Origin of the sequence: Fictibacillus nanhaiensis (assembly GCF_019801215.1) — a bacterium.
GTDB classification, from domain to species: Bacteria; Bacillota; Bacilli; order Bacillales; family Fictibacillaceae; genus Fictibacillus; species Fictibacillus nanhaiensis_C.
The window spans coordinates 665,902-686,540 of the sequence record NZ_JAHVJO010000001.1 but is presented as its reverse complement, the minus strand read 5'-3'; the positions used below and the strand labels follow the sequence as shown (position 1 = coordinate 686,540).

General features: G+C 39.1%; 24 protein-coding genes. 1 reads left to right on the top strand and 23 read right to left on the bottom strand.

The window, feature by feature from the left end; all coding sequences use genetic code 11:
• Positions 1-119: 119 nt before the first annotated feature.
• From KUV80_RS03605 to KUV80_RS03575, 7 genes are read right to left on the bottom strand one after another with little or no spacing between them, the layout of a single operon-like run.
• Positions 120-1,100: a biotin--[acetyl-CoA-carboxylase] ligase gene (locus tag KUV80_RS03605; RefSeq protein ID WP_246625013.1), complete on the bottom strand. Its 981-nt coding sequence runs from the start codon at positions 1,098-1,100 to the stop codon at positions 120-122.
• Positions 1,097-2,281 (bottom strand): CCA tRNA nucleotidyltransferase, encoded by a 1,185-nt coding sequence (locus KUV80_RS03600; protein WP_222461304.1) that lies wholly within the window; start codon positions 2,279-2,281, stop codon positions 1,097-1,099. Before KUV80_RS03600 ends, KUV80_RS03605 begins: the two co-directional genes overlap by 4 nt.
• 6 nt (positions 2,282-2,287) lie before the next feature.
• Positions 2,288-3,418, bottom strand: a complete 1,131-nt coding sequence (bshA, locus tag KUV80_RS03595; protein WP_222461303.1) for an N-acetyl-alpha-D-glucosaminyl L-malate synthase BshA — start codon at positions 3,416-3,418, stop codon at positions 2,288-2,290.
• A 10-nt stretch (positions 3,419-3,428) separates the two neighbouring features.
• Entirely contained in the window at positions 3,429-4,121 is a 693-nt protein-coding gene (bshB1, locus tag KUV80_RS03590) for a bacillithiol biosynthesis deacetylase BshB1 (protein ID WP_222461302.1), read from the bottom strand.
• A complete protein-coding gene (gene mgsA, locus KUV80_RS03585; protein WP_222461301.1) occupies positions 4,118-4,534 on the bottom strand; it encodes a methylglyoxal synthase in 417 nt (138 codons plus the stop codon). Before mgsA ends, bshB1 begins: the two co-directional genes overlap by 4 nt.
• An 11-nt stretch (positions 4,535-4,545) precedes the next feature.
• The gene (dapB, locus tag KUV80_RS03580) at positions 4,546-5,349 is read right to left on the bottom strand and encodes a 4-hydroxy-tetrahydrodipicolinate reductase (protein WP_222461300.1); all 804 of its coding nucleotides are present in this window, start codon (positions 5,347-5,349) and stop codon (positions 4,546-4,548) included.
• Positions 5,342-5,689 (bottom strand): nucleotide pyrophosphohydrolase, encoded by a 348-nt coding sequence (locus KUV80_RS03575; protein WP_222461299.1) that lies wholly within the window; start codon positions 5,687-5,689, stop codon positions 5,342-5,344. Before KUV80_RS03575 ends, dapB begins: the two co-directional genes overlap by 8 nt.
• A gap of 143 nt (positions 5,690-5,832) precedes the next feature.
• Between KUV80_RS03575 and KUV80_RS03570 the strand changes: the two genes are divergently transcribed.
• Positions 5,833-6,705, top strand: a complete 873-nt coding sequence (locus tag KUV80_RS03570; RefSeq protein ID WP_222461298.1) for a YitT family protein — start codon at positions 5,833-5,835, stop codon at positions 6,703-6,705.
• 38 nt (positions 6,706-6,743) lie between these two features.
• On the opposite strand, the gene KUV80_RS03565 is transcribed toward KUV80_RS03570, so the two are convergent.
• The 16 genes from KUV80_RS03565 to trpD form a co-directional block, all read right to left on the bottom strand.
• A complete protein-coding gene (locus KUV80_RS03565; protein ID WP_222461297.1) occupies positions 6,744-7,424 on the bottom strand; it encodes a zinc metallopeptidase in 681 nt (226 codons plus the stop codon).
• Between the two features lie 91 nt (positions 7,425-7,515).
• Positions 7,516-8,322, bottom strand: coding sequence for a sporulation protein YpjB (locus KUV80_RS03560; protein WP_222461296.1), 807 nt, complete (start codon positions 8,320-8,322; stop codon positions 7,516-7,518).
• Positions 8,323-8,398: 76 nt separating this feature from the next.
• The gene (locus tag KUV80_RS03555; RefSeq protein ID WP_222461295.1) at positions 8,399-8,965 is read right to left on the bottom strand and encodes a DUF1405 domain-containing protein; all 567 of its coding nucleotides are present in this window, start codon (positions 8,963-8,965) and stop codon (positions 8,399-8,401) included.
• A gap of 55 nt (positions 8,966-9,020) precedes the next feature.
• Positions 9,021-9,788, bottom strand: coding sequence for a menaquinol-cytochrome c reductase cytochrome b/c subunit (locus KUV80_RS03550; RefSeq protein WP_222461294.1), 768 nt, complete (start codon positions 9,786-9,788; stop codon positions 9,021-9,023).
• Positions 9,789-9,837: 49 nt separating this feature from the next.
• Positions 9,838-10,509 carry a menaquinol-cytochrome c reductase cytochrome b subunit gene (qcrB, locus tag KUV80_RS03545; RefSeq protein WP_066241815.1) on the bottom strand — a complete coding sequence of 224 codons (672 nt, stop codon included), beginning with the start codon at positions 10,507-10,509 and terminating at the stop codon, positions 9,838-9,840.
• 3 nt (positions 10,510-10,512) lie between these two features.
• Positions 10,513-11,016: a ubiquinol-cytochrome c reductase iron-sulfur subunit gene (locus tag KUV80_RS03540; RefSeq protein ID WP_222461293.1), complete on the bottom strand. Its 504-nt coding sequence runs from the start codon at positions 11,014-11,016 to the stop codon at positions 10,513-10,515.
• Between the two features lie 121 nt (positions 11,017-11,137).
• Positions 11,138-11,611 (bottom strand): YpiF family protein, encoded by a 474-nt coding sequence (locus KUV80_RS03535; RefSeq protein WP_222461292.1) that lies wholly within the window; start codon positions 11,609-11,611, stop codon positions 11,138-11,140.
• Positions 11,612-11,863: 252 nt separating this feature from the next.
• Positions 11,864-12,415, bottom strand: a complete 552-nt coding sequence (locus KUV80_RS03530; RefSeq protein WP_222461291.1) for a ReoY family proteolytic degradation factor — start codon at positions 12,413-12,415, stop codon at positions 11,864-11,866.
• A 90-nt stretch (positions 12,416-12,505) separates the two neighbouring features.
• The gene (locus KUV80_RS03525; RefSeq protein WP_222461290.1) at positions 12,506-13,759 is read right to left on the bottom strand and encodes a tetratricopeptide repeat protein; all 1,254 of its coding nucleotides are present in this window, start codon (positions 13,757-13,759) and stop codon (positions 12,506-12,508) included.
• A 38-nt stretch (positions 13,760-13,797) separates the two neighbouring features.
• A complete protein-coding gene (locus KUV80_RS03520; RefSeq protein WP_222461289.1) occupies positions 13,798-14,670 on the bottom strand; it encodes a hypothetical protein in 873 nt (290 codons plus the stop codon).
• Between the two features lie 244 nt (positions 14,671-14,914).
• Positions 14,915-16,018: a histidinol-phosphate transaminase gene (hisC, locus tag KUV80_RS03515; protein WP_222461288.1), complete on the bottom strand. Its 1,104-nt coding sequence runs from the start codon at positions 16,016-16,018 to the stop codon at positions 14,915-14,917.
• Between the two features lie 14 nt (positions 16,019-16,032).
• Complete coding sequence (gene trpA / locus KUV80_RS03510) at positions 16,033-16,839, bottom strand: tryptophan synthase subunit alpha (RefSeq protein WP_222461287.1); 807 nt, start codon at positions 16,837-16,839, stop codon at positions 16,033-16,035.
• Positions 16,836-18,041 carry a tryptophan synthase subunit beta gene (gene trpB / locus KUV80_RS03505; protein ID WP_222461286.1) on the bottom strand — a complete coding sequence of 402 codons (1,206 nt, stop codon included), beginning with the start codon at positions 18,039-18,041 and terminating at the stop codon, positions 16,836-16,838. The genes trpA and trpB overlap by 4 nt, the downstream gene beginning before the upstream one ends.
• 1 nt (position 18,042) lies before the next feature.
• Entirely contained in the window at positions 18,043-18,669 is a 627-nt protein-coding gene (locus tag KUV80_RS03500; protein WP_222461285.1) for a phosphoribosylanthranilate isomerase, read from the bottom strand.
• Complete coding sequence (gene trpC / locus KUV80_RS03495; protein WP_222461284.1) at positions 18,666-19,433, bottom strand: indole-3-glycerol phosphate synthase TrpC; 768 nt, start codon at positions 19,431-19,433, stop codon at positions 18,666-18,668. The genes KUV80_RS03500 and trpC overlap by 4 nt, the downstream gene beginning before the upstream one ends.
• Positions 19,423-20,457, bottom strand: a complete 1,035-nt coding sequence (gene trpD, locus KUV80_RS03490) for an anthranilate phosphoribosyltransferase (protein WP_222461283.1) — start codon at positions 20,455-20,457, stop codon at positions 19,423-19,425. Before trpD ends, trpC begins: the two co-directional genes overlap by 11 nt.
• Positions 20,458-20,639: the final 182 nt, after the last annotated feature.

Here is a 20,639-nt window from a genome sequence, read left to right as displayed (position 1 = left end):
CCTCTGTCCCGGTCCTTTTTTGGATCTAGGCAGATATGTGGTTTTTGTTCTGGAATTTCGCTCATTTCAAGTGCAGTTCCTAAGCTGGATACCGCCTATATACTCATATTATCATGGACTTATGCGTTATGAGAAGGAAATTCAATATCAGCAGAATAGATCGAATGAATCTCGCCTTGGTCATCCTCAAGAAGCAACACACCTTCATCTGTTATCCCTTTTGCATAACCTGTTATAGAACCTGAAACAGATCTTGCTGTTATTCGTTTACCTAGGCTGAAGGCACGCGCTTCCCAAAGTAATTTAATTACTCCAAATCCATTTTGAAGGTAACTTTGATACAAGCTCTCGATCTCGGTTAAGATGGAACCGACGATTTCTGCACGTTTATACGTTTTGTTACCCTCAATCGCCAGACTTGTTGCGATTTCAGCAATTTCTTCTGTAAAATGTTTTTTTTCTTGATTGACATTGATGCCGATACCAACAATAACCGAATGGATAGAGTCTGCTTCTGCCTGCAGTTCTGTTAAGATCCCTGCCACTTTTTTTCCGTTGATCAATAGATCGTTCGGCCATTTAATCGCAGCTTCGAGACCTGTCACCTTTTCAATCGCTTTCGATGCGGCTACCGCGATCAGCAAGGTGAGCTGCGGTGCTTTTTGCAAAGGAATCTTTGGGCGCAGAATAAGACTCATCCAGATTCCCGTTCCTGATGGCGATTGCCACGCTCTCCCTAATCTGCCTCTGCCACCTGTTTGTTCATCAGCAAGAACGATACTTCCTTCAACGGCTCCTTCTCTTGCTAAAGAATGGGCAATCTCCTGAGTACTCTTTACAGATAAATGATAGGAGAATTTTTTTCCAAAGGTTCCTTTCCCTGTATATAAAGAAACCTCTTCAGATGTAACAAGATCTGGTGAGGTCAATAAACGGTACCCTCTTTTCTGAACCGCTTCAATGGTATAGCCGTTCTTTCTAAGCTCTGAAACATGTTTCCAAATCGCCGTTCTTGAACAGTTTAGCTTATCGCTTATCTGCTGTCCGGAGACAAACTCACCTTCATTTTCTGTCAACATGTGCAACAATGCTTCTTTCATAATCGTTCCCACCTTCGTACCCATTCAATAAGCTCACTTTCAGAAAGAGGTAATTCTCCTTCAACAATTTCCTTTTCCATCTCTTGAAAAAGCTGACCAACCCATTCACCAGGTACCTCTTTTTTTATAGATAAAATATCCTCACCCCTTAATGGGATATCACTTCTAGAAGAAATGGGAATCTCGGACGCTGTCTGTTTTAATCGTTCTGCCTTTTCATGGTATGGAGCACCGTTTAGTAGACAACGTATTTGTAAACCTAATAAGGCAGTCTTCAGAGAGGTTTCATATAGCTTCATCTTGGACCACGAATCGGTATAAGTTGCCTCAACAACGTCCAAAACAGCTTTTGATAATGGATTAGGAATCTTCCATTTCTTAAGAAAATCTCTACGGTCATTCACTTTAGAGAGAATAATCACAGCTGCCCATCTTTGTTCTTCATGTTTAAGAGAACACCAATCGAAGGTGAGCATATTCCCGTTCTTTTGTTCTTTAATGGGGTGTGGCAAATAGTGCGCAACATGAGAGCTTTGCATAAATTCCAATGCTTTTCCTGCTTGCTCACCTTCTAATAATTTCCTAAATTCCGCCGTGATTCTTTCGGTTGATATTTTTTTTAACAAAGGAGCATGATTGCCGATTGCAGCCCTCGTTCTTTCCTCAATGTCCATGTTATACACGCTCATAAATCTGCAAGCACGCATAAGACGCAGAGGATCTTCTGAAAAACGATGATCAGGATCTCCGACCGTTCTAATTTCCTGTTTCTTCAGGTCCATTCTGCCGTGAAAAGGATCGATAAGCTTATATGACTTGTCCATTGCCATTGCATTGAAGGTAAAGTCTCGCCTTGATAGATCTTCTTCTAATTCGTCTACAAACCAAACTTGTGAAGGTCTTCGATAATCTTTGTATTGATCTTCTTTTCGAAAGGTTGTTACTTCATAAGACACATGATTATGGCGAACAATGACGGTTCCATGCTCGATCCCGACAGGAATCGTTTTTGGAAAGATTCTTTGGATATCTTCAGGTTTCGCGTTGGATGCAATATCAATATCTTTTATCGGTTTTTTTAAGCAATAATCACGCACACATCCACCAACGTAATAGGCTTTGTAGCCTTCTTTTTCAATCTGCTCTATTACGTAAGAAGCTTCTTGAAACAATTCGTTCATATGAACTCAACCCTTTACTAAAGAGTTATAAATGTCTTCGTAAATACTCACGATTTTTTCTGATAAAAAGTTTTCCCTTACATGTTCTACCGCATTTTTTCGAAATTGGTTGTGCATTTCATCATTTTTCAAAAGAGAAATGGCTTTCTTAGCAACTTCATTCGTGTCTCCAACATCAACCATAAATCCCGTCTCTCCGTCAACGATCACCTCAGGAATACCACCTATTCGAGTCCCGATAACCGGTACGCCACACGCCATCGCTTCTAAGAGCACCAATCCAAAACTTTCTTTTTCAGATAACAAAAGTTTAAGATCGCAAATCGAGAAAAGTTCGCCGACGTTTTCTTGTTTTCCTAGGAATAGAACATCTTCTTCCAAGTTAAGTTCCCGAACAAGTTCACATGCGACAGTCAGTTCAGGACCATTTCCTATTAATAGGAGCTTGGAAGAGATCTCTTTTCTAATCAAAGAGAAAGATTTAATGACGTCCTTTATGCGCTTAACTGGTCTGAAATTAGAAATATGAACGATGACTTTTTCGTCTTCTTGTATGCCATATGTCTTCTTGAGTTCCGTGTAATTATCCTGTCTATAATACACGCGTTCATCAACAAAGTTATGTACTGGGATGATGTCTTTTTGTATGTTTAAGAGTTTTTCTGTATCTTCTTTGAGCTGATGAGAAACAGCTGTGACCACATCGGATTTATCGATACCGAATCTAATCATTTCACTTAGCGATGGGTCGTAGCCTAAAACCGTAATATCCGTTCCATGAAGAGTTGTTACGATCTTAATATTGTCGTCAACCATCTGTTTAGCAAGTACTGCACACACAGCATGAGGAACAGCATAATGCACGTGAAGAATATCCAGTTTTTCTCTTTTTATCACCTCTGCCATCTTGCTTGCAAGTGCAAGATCATAGGGAGGGTACTTAAAAACAGAATAATGGTTCACTTCTACCTCATGAAAAAAGATATTCGGATAAAATTTACCTAGCCGAAATGGGATACTTGATGTAATAAAATGAATCTCATGCCCTTTTTCAGCTAATAGTTTTCCTAGTTCAGTTGCAACCACTCCCGATCCTCCTACAGTAGGATAGCAAGTGATTCCTATTTTTAACTTCATAACGTTCTCCTTATAGATAGTCTGCAACAAACGTTTGTTCCGTAATAAAACCTTCAGCATAAGCTCTTCCTGCCTCAAATCCAAACAGTCTATCACGTGCTTCTACTCGTTCGATATATCCGTTTGTCAAAGGTGTATCAACACTGCCAACGGTTTTAATAAATTGGGAAGGATATGCATTTAGCGCCTGGAGCTTAAAAGAATAAGTCTCACTTACATCTACGAGAAGGGTTGGTTTTTCTGTGCTGTTTATGAAATAATAGAAGACTTTTTTTACCTTATGAGCAGGCAGATTGTCTCTATCGTTTATCTTTTTGATACCTGCAGAAAAAACAGCTTCTTTTACTAACCTGGAACAATTTCCATGATCGGGATGTCTATCAACCCAGTATGGCGCAAAAACATATTCAGGTTTTTCCTTCCGTATACAAGTAACGAGATGCATGATGTACTCTTCGTGTATATAAAGACCCCGATCAGGAAGGTTTAAGTTAATCCTTTTTTGAACACCTAAAATCGTAGAAGCGTCTTCAGCTTCTTTCTTCCGGATATCAACGTTGCCATTAGAAGAAAGTTCAGCCTCGGTCAAGTCACAAATAGTAACGTTACGGCCTCTTATCGTTTCTTTTTTTATTGTAGCTCCCATCCCGATCTCCACATCGTCTGCATGTGCACCGAATACAAGCCAGTTATTTAGATTCATTGATTCTCTGACTCTCTTTCATCGATAATTTTGCGCCAGTCTAAATCTCCTCGTTCTAATGAACGAATGAAGAGTTCCGCACTCGCAACATTTGTGGCGAGGGGTATCTGATAAACATCACATAGACGCATCAATGCAGATACATCAGGTTCATGAGGTTGAGCGGTCAATGGGTCTCTGAAGAACAGAACAAGATCGAGTTCATTCTCTGCGATTAAAGCTCCGATCTGCTGATCACCGCCTAATGGACCTGATTGGAATCGTCTGATTGGAAGATTAGTCGCTTCTTTTATTTTAGAACCCGTCGTTCCAGTAGCAAATAATGTGTGATCTTTTAGGATAGGAGCATATGCCACTGTGAAATTGATCATATCGTTTTTCTTCTTATCGTGCGCAATAAGAGCTATTTTCATCTTAACCCCTCTTATTCCATTATATTTTCAAGACCATACACAAGGCCTTCAATGTGCATTACATGTTCTATTGCCATTTTCACTCCAGGCATAAACGAAGCTCTGTTCATAGAATCGTGGCGAATGGTCAGTAACTGGCCTTCTCCGCCAAACATTACTTCCTGATGTGCAACAAGACCAGGAAGCCTCACACTATGAATTCGAATTCCTTGCCACTCTGCTCCCCTAGACCCTGTTAACTCTTCTGTTTCATCAGGATGTCCCTGTCCCTTCGCCTCTCGAACTTCAGTAATTAATTGAGCAGTTTTTAGTGCTGTTCCTGATGGTGCGTCCAGTTTTTGATCATGATGCTTCTCGATGATCTCAATATCTGGGAGGTATTTAGCTGCCATCTGTGAAAATTTCATCATAAGAATAGCACCGATGGCGAAGTTAGGTGCAATGATTGCCCCTGTCTTTTTATCATGGGCAAGCTGTGATAAGCGTTCAAGATCTTCATTGGTGAATCCTGTCGTTCCGATAACAGTTCTAACTCCGTAGTTCAACGCGATCTCCAGATGCCTCTTTCCGATGTCCGGTTTTGTCAGATCGATCAATACATCCGCTTGAATGGCATCTAAACATCTTTCTATGTCGTCATACACGGTTGCATCCATTGAATTAGGAGCACCAGTGAGATCTTTTACTTGTAATCCGTCATTTCTAGAATCGATCGCCGCAACAAGTTCAAACTGCGGTGTCTCTGAAATCATCTTTAACGCTTCTAGACCCATCTTTCCCCTTGGACCAGCCAGGATAATCTTTACTTTATTCATGGTTCGTCTCTCCTTCATCGATCTTTGTCCATCTATCTTTGTCTCGAGTTTGAAATTTATTCATTACGGTGCTTAGTGCATCATCTAAATTTATGTTTAATGAATTCGCAAGACATATTAATACAAAAAACATGTCTCCTAGTTCTTCTTCCACTGTTTTAGCTTCTTCTGTCGACTTTTTTGGTTTTTCTCCATAGTGGTGATTAACTTCTCTTGCAAGTTCGCCAAGTTCTTCTGTTAATCTGGCGATCATTGCAAGCGGGCTGAAATAGCCCTCTTTAAATTGCGATATGTATTGATCTACAACGTCCTGACTCTCTTTTAACGTACGGTTTGCCATGGTGTTGACACTCCTCTTTCATTTTAGTTCCACCTTTATGTTATCGGTATTTTTTATGTTTGACAAATTTCATGAAATTTTGATTATAATAGGGAGTCAGAAGCGAAAGTTCAAGTCTTACTCAACAAGAAAAGAGGCATAATATGATTTATCCGATCAAACTAAAAAATATTTTTTATATTCTTTTAGGATCTGCAATTTTTTCATTCGGAATTGTACATATCAATATGACAAATAATCTGGCAGAAGGTGGTTTTACAGGAATCACTCTTATTCTATATTTTTTATTTTCTATTGATCCTTCCTATTCAAATCTTGCTTTGAACATACCGTTATTCTTTGTAGGATGGAAACTTCTAGGAAGAAATGCCTTTATCTATACCATTATCGGCACTGTTGCTGTATCTGTATTCTTATTTGTGTTTCAGCGTTATTCCTCAATAACGATTGAATTAAAGGAAGACATGACATTAGCAGCCCTTTTTGCCGGGGTATTTATCGGAGTGGGTCTTGGAATCATATTCCGATTTGGAGGGACAACAGGCGGTGTTGATATCATCGCACGTCTCGGGCATAAATTTTTAGGCTGGAGTATGGGTAAGACAATGTTTATCTTTGATTTTATGGTCATCGCCATCTCACTTGTCTATTTAAATTATCGGGAAGCCATGTACACTTTAGTAGCTGTTTTTATCGGAGCACGTGTGATTGATTTTATGCAAGAAGGAGCTTACGCTGGAAAAGCCGTTATGGTCGTATCTGAGAAAAACGCAGAAATCGCAGCAGATATTATGAACGAGCTTGACAGGGGTGCAACTCTATTAAATGGTAAAGGAACATTTACTGGGCAACTTAGAGAAGTTCTTTATTGTGTAATCGCAAAAAATGAGATCGTACGTTTAAAACAGGTGATCGAGAGAATAGATCCACATGCTTTTGTTACGGTAAATGATGTCCACGAGGTCATAGGCGAAGGATTTACACTTGATGCTGATAAAAATCCGATAGGAAGATAATAGAAAAAACTCCCAAATCGGGAGTTTTTTTAGTCTTTTTAGTCCTCTGAGTTCATTCCAAGAAACATAAAGATAAAGCGTGCTAGTTCTAGAAGGGCAACGAGTGCTCCTGCAACATATGTTAACGCTGCAGCATTTAATACTTTTCTTGCTCCTCTTTCTTCATTGTTGCGAATCATACCGGTTGAAACAATTTGATCCATTGCACGAGAGCTAGCATTGAATTCGACTGGCAAAGTTACAAACTGGAACAGGACGGCTACAGCCATAAAGATGATTCCCAACAAGAGAAGGTTCATAGCTCCAAGCAGCATACCTCCTAGAATGAGGAAAAACGAAAAATTCGATCCTATATTAGCAACAGGTACAAGAGCATGTCTGAAGCGCAAGAACGCGTACCCTTCAGCATCTTGAATGGCATGGCCCACTTCATGGGCAGCAACAGCAGCTCCAGCAATCGAAGAGCCATAATAGTTATCTTCGGATAAACGAACTACTTTTTTACGAGGATCATAATGATCCGATAACATTCCTCTTACAGGTTCAACTTGAACATCGAATAATCCGTTCTCATTCAATATTTCTCTTGCAACTTCTGCACCCGTTTTTCCAGTGCTGTTCGCTACTTTTGAATATTTTTTATACGTACTTTTCACCCTCATTTGTGCCCAAATGGGAACAATAAGCAAGATGGCGAAGTAGATTAAAAATCCACCCATTTCTGCATTCCTCCAAATTAAAAAGCTTAAGTTACTTTACATTCATTTTACGATTTTGCCCACTAGGTTGTCAAAGATAACGCCTATTTAGTTATCTCTTTTGAGGGACGCGTAGTGCTTCTTCTTCCTCTTTATCCCCTTTGTATTTTCTCCATCCTACATAAAATAATGTAGATGAAATAATACCGCCAATCGAAAAGATAAGCCAAAACAGGGAAGGCTCGGAATTATCTTTTTTGGCAAAGAATAATGCTTCAAAATCAGCTGAAATCACTTCAAGATGTTTTTGATGTTCGACCTCTGAGAGTATTTCGTTTCGATTACGATCTACGTAAGACACATGTTCGTCCAGCATGTCGATTTCATCAGACTTAAGATCAACAGTTAATGCTGGTCTTAACGTCTCATATCGTTCAAGTAAAAGGTTAGCAGCTTGATGAAACATAGCGGAATCATTCTTCCCGATTCCTTTTTTCATTGATATAAACGGTTCTAGCATCATCAGCCCAGTCTTTTTCCACAATGGCTCATAGCTTGTTTGAAGAGCATCGACTAAAAGACGGACTTCAGTTAGTTTATTAAGCTTTTTCTCTTTTGACCATTCTGGATTTTGAAGAGATGTTACAGCCTCAGAAAAAGTATATTCAACTAATCGCTGCTGATCAGGTCTTAAGGATAACACTTCTTCAATGTGAGTCATGTTATCTGAAGTGAACTTTAGCACATCAGCCGCCTCGTTATACCGTTCTAATTTTCCCAGTTCCCAGATCTCACTCGTAAGTTCATTAATTTCAGACCATTCTTTCACTTCATCTGATGTATGATTTGTTGCATGTACTGGTATGACAAGTCCTAAAGCAAAACTTATAACGGCAATCGCCCATCCTAACCTTCTCATCCGTTGTCCCTCCTGTACCCTTATACTAAAAAGTATGAGAGATTGGACAAGGTTATACCTGTTTAAAGGATAGAAGCTATGACTTTCTTATTCTCCATAATAAAACGATTGCGATAACAGAAAGCCAGAAAGTTAAATAACCGATGATATCTTGGTAAGGATCTAAAACGGTATATCTCGGCATCATATCAAAAACGTAATCTATGATTTCATTGTGAAGTAACCAAATAGCAGCAATGGCAACATGCCAGTCTTTTATTTTATAAAAGGGAGCAAATAAAAGTCCTTGTACAGCCATACCTAGATGAGAAAATATTAGCATGTAATTCACAAAGTTTAACGGGCTACCAACGAAAGCACCGGCTAGATTCATTCCTACAGCCCAAATTCCGTACTTGAACAACGTGGTTACCGCGAGTGCTTCGATCAATCCAGATTGTTTATTAAAAATAAAACCTAAAAGTACGAACACAAAAAATAAGGATGCTGTTGGACTATCAGGAACAAAGAGTAAAAAATACCACGGTGTGTCTTGCAGCTGGGAGTTGTACCAATAGTATCCATATATCGTGCCAAGTATATTAATCCATAAAAGCATTTTTAAGAACCATCGTTCCTTGATGATCGTAAAAATCCAAGACATTGTATATCTCCTTTTCATTTAGAAAAAAGCCGACCCATACCGAGCCGGCTTTTACTTACTTCTGTTCAAGTTTAGAGATGAATTCAGCTAATTGTTTAAGCTCTTCATCAGATCCTTTAAACGCATTTGGCGGCATGCCAGGAGGCTTACCTTCTATTGCGATCTTGCTGATCTCTTCAGGCTTTAATCCTGTCCCAATCAAGGAAGGTCCAGATGCACCACCTGTTAAAGTGTTACCATGACAGCCTACACAGCTTTGCTGTTGGTAAATCTGATAACCTGGATCATTTTGATCAAAGCTTACATCAACAATTTTCCCTTGAGTCTTCGCTTTTTCCCAATCATGGTTCACAACGGATTCCCAAGTTAAATATGTAGTAGCGATCAAACCCAATAACATCAACCCGGTAGCAATTGGACGTTTAGATGGACGTCTCTCCAAACCAGTGTCAAGAAATGGTGCCAACATTAAAGCACCAAAAGCTAGACCAGGTATAATAACAGTACCGATAAGAACATAATCCCCTGCCGCATACTTGTACTTCAAGAGCTGGTATAAAAATAGGAAGTACCAGTCTGGTAGAGGAATATATCCGGCATCGGTAGGATCAGCTTTTTTCTCCAAAGGAGATTCATGAACGATGGTCAATACGAGGTATCCGATTAAGAATACGGCACCAACCATCCATTCTTTTAAAAGGAAGTTTGGCCAGAACGCTTCTGTTTTCCCTGGAAATTCTGAATAATCCTTAGGGATATTAGGTTTACGTTCAGCAGGGACACGAGAGTCTCCGACAAACTTCATTCCTTTACCGCGATGCATATATTTCCCTCCTTTGCTCTCATGAAACTATTAAAATCTTTGCTCGTTTTTACAACGGTCCGGAAATACCTTGTTTACGGATCATTAAGAAGTGGGCACCCATCAAGCCTAACAGTGCTGCAGGAAGGAAGAATACGTGAATCGCAAAGAATCGCGTAAGCGTCTGAGCTCCAATAATCTCTCCACCAGCAAGGAATGTTTTAGCGATAGGTCCAACGACCGGAATGGTCATGGCGATCTCGATCCCTACTTTTGTTGCAAATAATGCTTTCATATCCCAAGGTAATAGATAACCTGTGAATCCTAAACCTAACATTACAAAGAAAATAAGTACTCCAACAACCCAGTTTAATTCTCTAGGCTTTTTATAAGCTCCCTGGAAAAATACGCGCAATGTATGTAAGAACATCATTACGATTACAAGGCTTGCGCCCCAATGGTGCATTCCGCGTACAATAACTCCAAATGCCACTTCATTTTGCAGGTAATATACGGATTCCCATGCATTCACGATATCAGGAACATAATACATCGTTAAAAACATACCTGAAAGAATTTGAATAACCGTGATAAAGAACGTTAATCCGCCAAAACAGTAAACGAACGCAGAAAAATGATGCGCGGGGTTTACGTGTTCAGGTACTTCATGGTCTGCAACATCTCTCCAAAGCGGCGTAATATCCAGGCGCTCATCTACCCAGTCATAAATCTTTTGTAGCATTCATTACGCCCCCTTTCTTGGTTTTGCCTTTCCTAAATAAAGCTTTCCATCTTTCACCTTGCTGTCGTATACATCAAGCGGTGCTAGTGGCGCAGTTCCCTTCACGTTCGTTCCGTCCTTCGTGTAACGGCCTAAATGACATGGACAGAAGAACTGATTTGGGTGAGATGGATCTGTATTCCAGTCTACCGTACATCCTAAGTGTTTACAGATTGGAGAAAGTGCGATAACATCACCATTCTTCGCTTTATAAACCCAGGCAGATTGAGTTACATCTGACTCATACCAACCATCTTTTTGTTTGATTTTAAAGTCAAAACGCTTTGGTTCATTCGATAGCTCTTCCATACTCGTAACCGCTACCATTTTTTGATCAGAACCCTCTTTTAAAATCGGATCAAGGGCGAAACGGACCATTGGCATAAGCATGCCGGCAGCCATAAATCCGCCAACGCCAGTTAATGTGTAATTTAAAAACTGACGTCTTGAAATATCTTCCTTTGACATTGTTTTCCCCCCCTTATGCTGTAAATGACGGTCCATCCGGACTTTTTACACACATATTACTAGGACATAAACATGATAGCTTAAGTTGTCTTTTACTGTCAATATGAACATGCAGTAAATATCACGAATTTATCCCGCGTTGCCATTCATTAAAAATGAGCTGAAACAGCGGTTTGACCTGTTCTTTTACAACTTCAAATTTATAGTTCTCATCCATACTTTCAAGCGGAAGTGCAGGAACCCAAATGAGCTGTCCTTTCGTAGTATGTTCAAATTCCTTCCAATACACATCACTGCTAACTAAAAAGATGTGTTTAAAGTGTCCGGAATTTGTAACATGTTCTAGGAAACTTGTTAATTGTTGGATGGGAATATCTTTATCTTCTCCCATTACATATGTAAAATTTGGAGCTAAGAACAGCCTTCCATGCAGTTGCCGTTCGATTTCTGTACAGAGAAGTTCCGTATATTCTCCCATCGCTACACTGCTTTTAAAATCTTGTTTAAAATTCACAGGAGTCAGTGGAATTAATAGACTATCTACATATTCACCTGATTTTAAAAATACATCACCATCGCTTGTTTTCCATTTCATTTCATATGTCTCCTTCACGCGTTGTACTGCTATTCTATCGTACCATATTTCTGCGTTTAATAGGCTTAAGGTAGAAAAACCGAAAAAAATTTCTGCTTTCCGCTTCTTTGTAAGGAAAACGGAGAGAATATGAGAGACTTTGAGAGTGTCGTTTTTTTTTGAGGATTTATGTGAGGGATTATGCCTAAACTAGAGAAAGTTTAGTTAGAACACAAAAAAAGGATGACCCATTTTTTGAGTCATCCTTTCCTTTTAAGAAGGCTGTTTTTCTAAGTTCTTTAACTCTTTTGTCCATTTTGTAAAAGAATCATAATCTTTTTGATCTAATGCTTCATCAATTTTGGCCATGATATCATTCTTTCGGTACGCCTCAATAGACTTCTCTAATACCATCTCTGCCCATATGCCATACTTTTTGTCCATAGACATATTTTGAGGCAAGTGCGGATTTTCTTCTAATACAGAAGCATATTCAGGCGTTAAACGAGAAGCATTAAAATTAAGTTCTAAGAAAATTTCTTCTTCTTGATTTAGCCGGATATCATGAAAGGACTTTTCTGCATCAGTTGTTAAGACGTTCTGTTTGTAAAAACGAAATGGAACCCCGTCGGTACACTGTGTGGACATAATAATGGCTTTCGGACAATATTCTGCCTTTTCTACAAAGTGCACTTTCTCCATCAACTGGTCATCACTTACTAAGTAGTTTAATAACCAAACACATTCGCGCTTCTTTAACTGATAATGATTAAGGAACCATTTGATAAAATCCTTTTTTTCAAGGACCGAAACGGTGCTGCTCATTGCAATCCCCCCATCATTCAAAAACACGTCATTTTTATAATAATTATATTCTCCGATTAGTCGTAAAATCCTTCTTTGCTTCAGAAAGTTTTAAAATTCTTCCAAACGGTTTAAAACATCTTCAATGTCATCTCTTCCAGGGTTTAATTTAAGCAATAATGACAGTGTTTTTTTAGCATCTGATTGCTTGCCTTCTTCCAAGAGAAAATAAGCAAATTCTTCTAAAAACACTGGGTCATCGTGAAAAATTCGAGCTGCTCTTTCATACCAAATTTCGGCATCTTTATCCTTTTCTAATTCTTTATTTGCTGTTGCTAAATGCCAATACATTAACGGAATCTCTTCCTTCGTTTCTATGAGTGGTTTATACAGGCTTAAAAGATCCTCATACCTTTCTTCACGAACATATTGATCTCCTAAACGCAATAGAGGTTCAATACGCGCCGGGTTGAGTTCTAAAGCTGCTTTGACCCATTTTTCTCCTTGTTCAGGATTATGCATTTTGTAAGCAAGTCTCGCAGCCTGAAGGTAAATGTTTTCGTTATGTTCATCTCGTTTTAAACCCTCTTGGATGATTTCGTAAGCCTCTGTTACAGCTCCTTCTTCTTCATAAGATTCCGATAAGACACTGTATAAGGTTGTATAGTCAGGATCCATATCTTTTAATTCTTCGAGAGCAGAAATAGCCTCTTTGAATTCACCAGCTTTATAGGCAGTAATTCCATACCCAAATAAGCTATAAATTTCCTTGTGCTGATCGAGCCCTTTTTTATATAAAGGCAATGCCTCTTCAAATTTCCCTGCGCGGCTTAAAGCCTCTGCATACCGAAGAGCAAGATCTTCAACCTCAGCCTTACCTTCAATGGCTTGTTGCAGCAATGGCAAACTGGAATCGAACTTGCCTTGTCTTAAATAAAAATCACCTAAAGCATAAGCCAGCAATGGATGTTGTTTATCTACTTCACGTGCAGCTGCTAGTTTTCGTTCAGCCACTTCTGTTAATCCCAGCCCTTCATAGAGGTCAGCTTGTAAGATCAATGCTCTTAAATACTCATCATCATCTTCTTTCACTTCTTCTAAATAGCTGATAGCTTTTTCATCCAAACCTTCATCTAAACAACACTCAGCAATAGAAACAAGAAGCTCTCCGTCATTTGGATATTTCTCTAGCAAATCGTTAAACATCGCCATGGCTTTTGAGGTATGTCCCCAATCTAGGTATACTTCTGCAATTTCAAACTGTTCTGGATCTGTTGCTTTTTGTTTTAGCTTCTCTAAAAGAGACATTCCTTTTTCAACGTCTCCACGCTCTACAAGCCTGATCGCATCTTGAATGGTATTCAATACGTAAAACTCCCTTATCCCATGTATTCTTGTGCTTATTATACACGAGAAACAAGAGATTCTCCAAAACGATGAGGCTGAACAATCGTAATTTCTTTTCCAAATCCTTGATAGTTGTCTGTTTGATTTTCTGAATATACAATCGTTCCTCTTACAATTACAGCTTTTGGTTTCTCGTTAAAATCTGTAGCAGATAGCAGACAATAATCTGCGTCACTTCCAGAGAACAGGCCTCCCTTTTTAGGATATATTCCAACAAGCTTTAAAAAAGGCAGGGGCAGGGGCTCATCCTCTTCTAGATTTTTAGAAAAAGTAGGGATTTGTAATTTGAAAGCAAGCTCGTTCCATTTCTTTTGCCAGGTTTTTTTCTTTTTTTCATCGATCGTTTCTGGAAAAGTAGGAAAAATGACTGCTTGATAAGGAAAATTGACTTCTCTTATTCGTTCCCATATAACGGTTGTTAATTGGCTGTAATCTTGACAGATCAACTCGATAAAGGCTATTTTTTTCTTTTTGCAATAACGGATTAAGTTTGGAGTGATCTTTTCTGGGGATAATGAGAGACCGATGCAATAATCTATCGAACTTGAAATGAGCAAATGTCTCGTTTTCTTCAACTCATGATCAGCTTCATGCAAGTAATTAATTCTGGCAGAAGCCAATATAGTGGTCGTCCCATTTTGAACCTTGTGATTGAGACGCCTTCTGACTTCATCAACTTGCAGCTTATTTACTGATAAGAACGGAGTGATATGACCAGGGATCATCTTCAATCCATCCATAGACATCTTCATCACGTTCATTCTAAGAGGACCTTGAGTTACACTGGAGATTTGCTGAGAGTCAACTAGATAGGATAGAACTGTATTTGTTCCAAGGTTTTGCAAAGGTCGCTCAATAATATACCGCATAGCTCGCCTCCTTTTGTCTCTTTAAGACAAGCTATGATAAAAAGAAGGATTATATGAAAAAAAGTCTTATAAAACAAAAAAAGTCCTGACATGTAAGCGTTGTCAGGAAAGAATAATATGGATAGGAGTGGAGAGAAACCATATTACCTACATTATAAATAGAGTATTACTGAAATGCAACACTTTTTTGAAAATTGTGAAAATAGCCCGAAATCCTTAGTTTAAAGAGATCGGGCATGATTTTTTAATTTACTTTGTGAACGAGTGTTTCCATATACTCTTCCAAATGTTCAATGATCTCCTTGTTATGCTCTTCTTCCCCAATCGTAATACGAATCATAGTAGGGAACCCTAAGGCATTTCCTGAGCGTACGATATAACCTTTTCTTAAAAGAAAATCAAAAGCAAGGTCAGCATCAGATTGAACATCTATGAGAATAAAGTTCGCTTCTGAAGGATAGTAGAATAACCCTTTACTCTTACAAAAAGAATAAAAGAGTTCTAGACCTTTTCTGTTCCTCATCTTGCATTCAACAATAAATGCTTGGTCCTCAAGAGCACCTATCGCGGCAGCCTGTGCTAGTCGAGAAGTGTTAAAAGGTTCTCTTGCCGGTTCAATAGACGCGATGATGGAACAATCAGCGATTCCATACCCTATCCTAAGTGCAGCAAGTCCGTGTGCTTTTGAAAACGTTCGAAGAATAACGAGGTTAGAATACTCTTTTAGATAGGATATCGTATTTGGATAGTCACCTGCAGCGACATACTCAAAATAAGCTTCATCACTTACAACGATGACATGTGAAGGCACTTTTTTCATAAAGCTTTCAAACTGATCTTCAGGGATATAGTTTCCAGTAGGATTGTTAGGGTTGCATAGCCAGACAATCTTCGTGTTTTGGTCTATCGCGTTAAGCATTGATTCAAGATCATGTCTTCCATTAATGAGCTCGATTTCTCGTACTTCTGCTCCTTCGATTACTGCATTATGTCTGTATTGAGGAAAAGTAGGCGCAGCCATCACCGTGTTGGTTTTGGGTGATAAATATGCTCGGCAAAGGATTTGAACCACTTCATCCGAGCCGTTTCCAAATATAATTTCATCCGGCTTTACATGTAAAGAACTAGCAAGCTTCTCTCTGATGTCAGCCGCATAACCATCTGGATATACTTGAAGGTTTTCCAGTTCATCTCTGATGTTAGCTTTAGCACGCTCAGAACAACCGTACGGATTTTCATTTGATGCGAGCTTTACGATTTTTTCTAATCCTAATTCACGTTTAACTTCCTCGACCGGTTTACCTGGTTTGTAGGGTTTCAATGACATCAACTGTTGTTTGGGCTGCATTTTCCCACTCCTTTTTAACGACTATAAACAGGCAGCAATGAATCAATAAAATGTTTAAACTCCATAATCGCTTCTTCTCTATTAGACATTAGCTGTTTTTCTAATGATTCAATTTTATTCACAATGGCGCTGCCTACAATAAAACCATCACTTGTTTCCTCGAATTGCTGAATCTGTTCACGTGAAGATAGACCAAATCCCACTAACACTGGAACATTCGCATTTAATCTGGCAGCATGTAAAAAGGCACTCAATCCATCTCTAAACTCACTTCGCACTCCAGTTACTCCAAGTGAAGAGATACAATAAAGAAAACCTTGCGCTTCTTTAGAGAGTTTATGAAGTTTATCTTCATGTGTAGTTGGAGCCACAAGCGAAATCAAGGCAAGATGGCGATTGCTGCACATTTCACGCAAATAGCTGCTTTCTTCATATGGCAGATCAGGCACAAGCAAACCATCAACACCGTTTTCTTCAGCTAAAGTGACGAAGCGATTTTCTCCTAATTGTAACAAAAGATTGTAATAAGTAAAGATGATTACGGGAATCTTCAAACCTCTTTCTCGCAGTTTAGAAACAAGTGTAATGGTTTTCTCAAGTGTCATATTTTGGCCCAATCCACGCATACCCGCTCTTTGTATGACAGGTCCGTCAGCAAGGGGATCTGAATAGGGCACACCTAGCTCTAATGCAGCTGCACCACATTCTTGGAGAGCTAAAGAAAGTTCAATCGTTGCTTCTTCACATGGATCGCCAGCCATGATATAAGGTACAAAACGATACTGAGTTGAATTCTGAAAGCTTTCCCACCGTTTATTCATTCAGCTTCGACTCCTTCCACATGTTCCATGAGTGTATGAACATCCTTGTCTCCTCTTCCTGACAGACAGACAACAACTGATTGATTCTCATCCATCGTTCTTGCGAGTTTCAAGCTGTAAGCAACAGCATGTGCACTCTCAAGGGCACAAAGTATTCCTTCATTTACACATAAAAGCTTCAAGGCTGCTATCGATTCTTGATCAGTCACTGCTTCATACGTTACTCTTTTAGTATCATGCAAATAAGCGTGTTCTGGTCCAATCCCTGGGTAATCCAGTCCAGCTGATATCGAATAAGGTTCTGTAATCTGACCTTCTTTTGTTTGCAGAAGTTTCGTCAGAGATCCGTGAATTACACCGTTTGAACCTTTAGATAGCGTAGCGGCATGGTGATTCGTATCAACGCCAAGACCTGCTGCTTCAACACCATACAATGGAACATCACTTTGTATAAAAGGAGCAAACATTCCGATGGCATTACTTCCGCCTCCTACACAAGCAACAACTGCATCTGGCAGTTTTCTTTCACTTATAACATCAAACTGTTCCATCGTTTCAATTCCGATTACTTCTTGAAATCTTTTAACCATTTTAGGATAAGGATGCGGTCCTACAGCTGAACCGATAAGATAGAACGTATCCTCCACTGAAGCCACCCATTCTCTGATCGCTTCGTTCGTTGCATCTTTAAGTGTCTGGCTGCCGCTTGTAACCTCTATTACTTGGGCACCTAAGAGCTTCATGCGAAAAACATTCAACGCCTGTCTTCTAATATCCTCTTTCCCCATATATACTTTGCAGGAAAGTCCGTATTTCGCAGCCACCGTTGCAGCAGCTACTCCATGCTGCCCTGCACCCGTTTCAGCGATGATTTTCTTTTTTCCCATACGAACTGCAAGAAGTGCCTGTCCGATGGCATTGTTTATTTTGTGGGCACCAGTGTGATTCAAATCTTCTCTTTTTAGGTATATTCTTGCACCACCATTTGTTTCACTAAGTCTGTTGGCAAGTGTTAAAGGAGTCGGTCTGCCCGAGTATATCGCGAGTTCTTTCTGTAAAAGCTTATTAAATGCAGGATCGCTAATTGCTTCTTCAAACGCACTCTCAAGCTCTTCTAATGCAAACATAATCGTTTCAGGTACGTATTTACCTCCAAATTCTCCATATCTTCCACGGTGATCCGGTACGATTGTTGCTGTCATGCTACATCATCCCTTCTAGTTTCTTTATTCGTATCCCGCATTTTTTTCCTTCTCGTTCAATTCCACCGCTAATATCAATTCCATCTGGATGATACTCAAGCAGCGTGTGAATATTTTCAGGGGTAATCCCGCCTGCAATAATAATGGGTATGTTGTATTTGTTAGCTTTCTTTATGAATTGGGGAATCTCTGTCCACGCAAACGGAACTCCAGTACCTCCGAATTGACCATCTGAAACACTGTCTACGACGATAGCATCAGCGCACTCTGCATAAAGTGCGATCTGATCGATTACATCCTCACCATACGCAATAGCTTTATAAATTTTTGTTGAACATTGTTTTTTCAGTTGTATAAGAGTTTCAACCGTTTCATGTCCATGACATTGAATGATATCTAAAGGGACTTGACTCACGACATGCAAGATTTCATCAACAGAAGCGTTTTGAAATACACCAGCCAACTCTTTCTCTTTTCCATATGATCGCATCCAACTTGAGACTTCTTCACCTCTTACTTTTCTTTTACTCTCTGCAAAAACAAAGCCAATAATGTTTGCTTTAGTAGCAGATAGCAGTCTGTAATCTTCCTCTGTCTGACATCCGCAATATTTAACAAGTACGCTCATGAATACAACTCTCTAATTTTATTTTCTATAGATTCTGCTCGCATGAGGGTCTCACCGATCAACATCCCATTCACACCATGATCTGACAAACGCTTAACATCGGTTGCCGTTTTAATTCCGCTCTCACTTATAACAAGCGTATCGCCATTAATAAATGGAAGTAATGAAAAAGTATGATCAATACTCGTATTAAAGCTATTTAAATCACGATTGTTTATGCCGATCATGGAAGGTTTACAAACATCAAATACTTGGTCGATCTCTTCTTTTGAGTGAACTTCTATTAAACATTCAAGACCGCATTCATGTGCAAAATGATGAAGAGCTTTTAGCCTTTCTTTCGATAAGCACGCTTTGATCAATAAGATAGCGTCTGCACCAAATTCCAAGCTCTCAATGATCTGTCTTTCATCTAAAATAAAATCTTTTCGTAATAAAGGGAGTGAGACGTAATTCCGAATTTCTTTTAGATATTGAAGACTTCCCTGAAAAAACTCAGTATCTGTTAATATGGATAAACAAGACGCACCAGCTTTTTCATAATCTAAGGCAATCTGTATGGGATCAAAATGTTCTTTGATCACCCCTTTTGATGGGGATGCTTTTTTGACTTCTGCAATCAGGCTTGGTTTGTTTGGTGCATCTCTTAGCTTATCTGCAAAAGGTCTATGGTCTTTATCTCTGTAATCCAATTCTTTTTTCGTTGTAATTTGAGGAAGAACGGCAATTTCTTTTTCTTTTTGCTTCATAATTTTAGTTAACAAGAGCTTTCTCCTCCTCTTTTGATATGAATAAAAGATGATGATACGCCACTCCGGATCGAAGACAGTTTTGAACGATTTCAACACCGTCTCTAATTGTTGGTACTCGATTAGATGCAAATAATGCTGCAGCAGCATTTAGTATAACGATATTCTTGGCTGAATCATTGCTCTTATTTTTAAATATAGAAAGAATCAATTCTGCACTCTCTTGCTTGTTTTTTACTGTAATTTCATTTAAATTGCCTCTTTGTAAACCCGCTTCTTCAGGGGTGTATGAAAAAGACGTAATCGTACCATTTTCCACTAGATACATCTTTGTTTCATCTGTTATCGAGCATTCATCCAGACCATCATTCCCTGTTACTACAAGGGCTTTTTTAATACCAAGCATGTTGATTGCCGTTGCCATCGTTGCAGCCGTTTTTTCATTGCTCACACCGATCAGCTGATAAGAAGGAGACAATGGGTTGCATAGTGGACCTATGATGTTAAAAATCGTGCGAAACGGTAGCTGTTGTCTTAGATGAGCCACTTCTTTTAATGCAGGATGAAAGTAGGGTGCATGTAAAAAGGCAATATCATTTTTTATAAGCTGTGATTCTGCCTCATGATGATTCTTGGCCACCTTGACACACAATGACTCCAACACGTCAGAACTGCCGCTTTTGGATGTGACAGCTTTATTACCGTGTTTAGCAACTTTTATCCCTAGAGAAGATAAGATAATACTTACTGCGGTTGAGATATTAAAGGTTGAAGCACCATCACCACCCGTTCCGCACGTATCCATTATGTCATGAGAAAATCTTTGGTTACTGCGATTAGACATCTTTCTTATCATCTTTACGAAGCCAACTATTTCTTCTGCAGTTTCTCCTCTGTGACTCATGATGCTTAATACTGACGCTGCTTGCACGTCCGAGATCTCTTTGTTGACGATCCCTTCTAACAAGAAAAAAGCTTCGGTTTCTGTTAATGTGTTATGGTTTACTATTTTTTGCATTATTTTTTGAATCTGAATCATAAGAACACCCCTTTATACGATTTGTTTTATCAGCAAGTAATAAAACAGACGTTCAAGGTGGGATGTGAAAGGAAATAATCATTCATGGCACCTCCGCAAAATACGGAGAATGAGGGGTATACGAAGAGGATCGATGGTAAGGAACATATACACCATTTGCTTTTCTTTTTAAAAGAATAACA

What these genes read in the sequence shown, in the direction of transcription:
- KUV80_RS03605 (WP_246625013.1), bottom strand. Translation starts at nt 1,100, where the DNA reads ATGAAAGAAGCATTGTTGCACATGTTGACAGAAAATGAAGGTGAGTTT.
- KUV80_RS03600 (WP_222461304.1), bottom strand. Translation starts at nt 2,281, where the DNA reads ATGAACGAATTGTTTCAAGAAGCTTCTTACGTAATAGAGCAGATTGAA.
- bshA (WP_222461303.1), bottom strand. Translation starts at nt 3,418, where the DNA reads ATGAAGTTAAAAATAGGAATCACTTGCTATCCTACTGTAGGAGGATCG.
- bshB1 (WP_222461302.1), bottom strand. Translation starts at nt 4,121, where the DNA reads ATGAATCTAAATAACTGGCTTGTATTCGGTGCACATGCAGACGATGTG.
- mgsA (WP_222461301.1), bottom strand. Translation starts at nt 4,534, where the DNA reads ATGAAAATAGCTCTTATTGCGCACGATAAGAAGAAAAACGATATGATC.
- dapB (WP_222461300.1), bottom strand. Translation starts at nt 5,349, where the DNA reads ATGAATAAAGTAAAGATTATCCTGGCTGGTCCAAGGGGAAAGATGGGT.
- KUV80_RS03575 (WP_222461299.1), bottom strand. Translation starts at nt 5,689, where the DNA reads ATGGCAAACCGTACGTTAAAAGAGAGTCAGGACGTTGTAGATCAATAC.
- KUV80_RS03570 (WP_222461298.1), top strand. Translation starts at nt 5,833, where the DNA reads ATGATTTATCCGATCAAACTAAAAAATATTTTTTATATTCTTTTAGGA.
- KUV80_RS03565 (WP_222461297.1), bottom strand. Translation starts at nt 7,424, where the DNA reads ATGGGTGGATTTTTAATCTACTTCGCCATCTTGCTTATTGTTCCCATT.
- KUV80_RS03560 (WP_222461296.1), bottom strand. Translation starts at nt 8,322, where the DNA reads ATGAGAAGGTTAGGATGGGCGATTGCCGTTATAAGTTTTGCTTTAGGA.
- KUV80_RS03555 (WP_222461295.1), bottom strand. Translation starts at nt 8,965, where the DNA reads ATGTCTTGGATTTTTACGATCATCAAGGAACGATGGTTCTTAAAAATG.
- KUV80_RS03550 (WP_222461294.1), bottom strand. Translation starts at nt 9,788, where the DNA reads ATGCATCGCGGTAAAGGAATGAAGTTTGTCGGAGACTCTCGTGTCCCT.
- qcrB (WP_066241815.1), bottom strand. Translation starts at nt 10,509, where the DNA reads ATGCTACAAAAGATTTATGACTGGGTAGATGAGCGCCTGGATATTACG.
- KUV80_RS03540 (WP_222461293.1), bottom strand. Translation starts at nt 11,016, where the DNA reads ATGTCAAAGGAAGATATTTCAAGACGTCAGTTTTTAAATTACACATTA.
- KUV80_RS03535 (WP_222461292.1), bottom strand. Translation starts at nt 11,611, where the DNA reads ATGAAATGGAAAACAAGCGATGGTGATGTATTTTTAAAATCAGGTGAA.
- KUV80_RS03530 (WP_222461291.1), bottom strand. Translation starts at nt 12,415, where the DNA reads ATGAGCAGCACCGTTTCGGTCCTTGAAAAAAAGGATTTTATCAAATGG.
- KUV80_RS03520 (WP_222461289.1), bottom strand. Translation starts at nt 14,670, where the DNA reads ATGCGGTATATTATTGAGCGACCTTTGCAAAACCTTGGAACAAATACA.
- hisC (WP_222461288.1), bottom strand. Translation starts at nt 16,018, where the DNA reads ATGCAGCCCAAACAACAGTTGATGTCATTGAAACCCTACAAACCAGGT.
- trpA (WP_222461287.1), bottom strand. Translation starts at nt 16,839, where the DNA reads ATGAATAAACGGTGGGAAAGCTTTCAGAATTCAACTCAGTATCGTTTT.
- trpB (WP_222461286.1), bottom strand. Translation starts at nt 18,041, where the DNA reads ATGACAGCAACAATCGTACCGGATCACCGTGGAAGATATGGAGAATTT.
- KUV80_RS03500 (WP_222461285.1), bottom strand. Translation starts at nt 18,669, where the DNA reads ATGAGCGTACTTGTTAAATATTGCGGATGTCAGACAGAGGAAGATTAC.
- trpD (WP_222461283.1), bottom strand. Translation starts at nt 20,457, where the DNA reads ATGATTCAGATTCAAAAAATAATGCAAAAAATAGTAAACCATAACACA.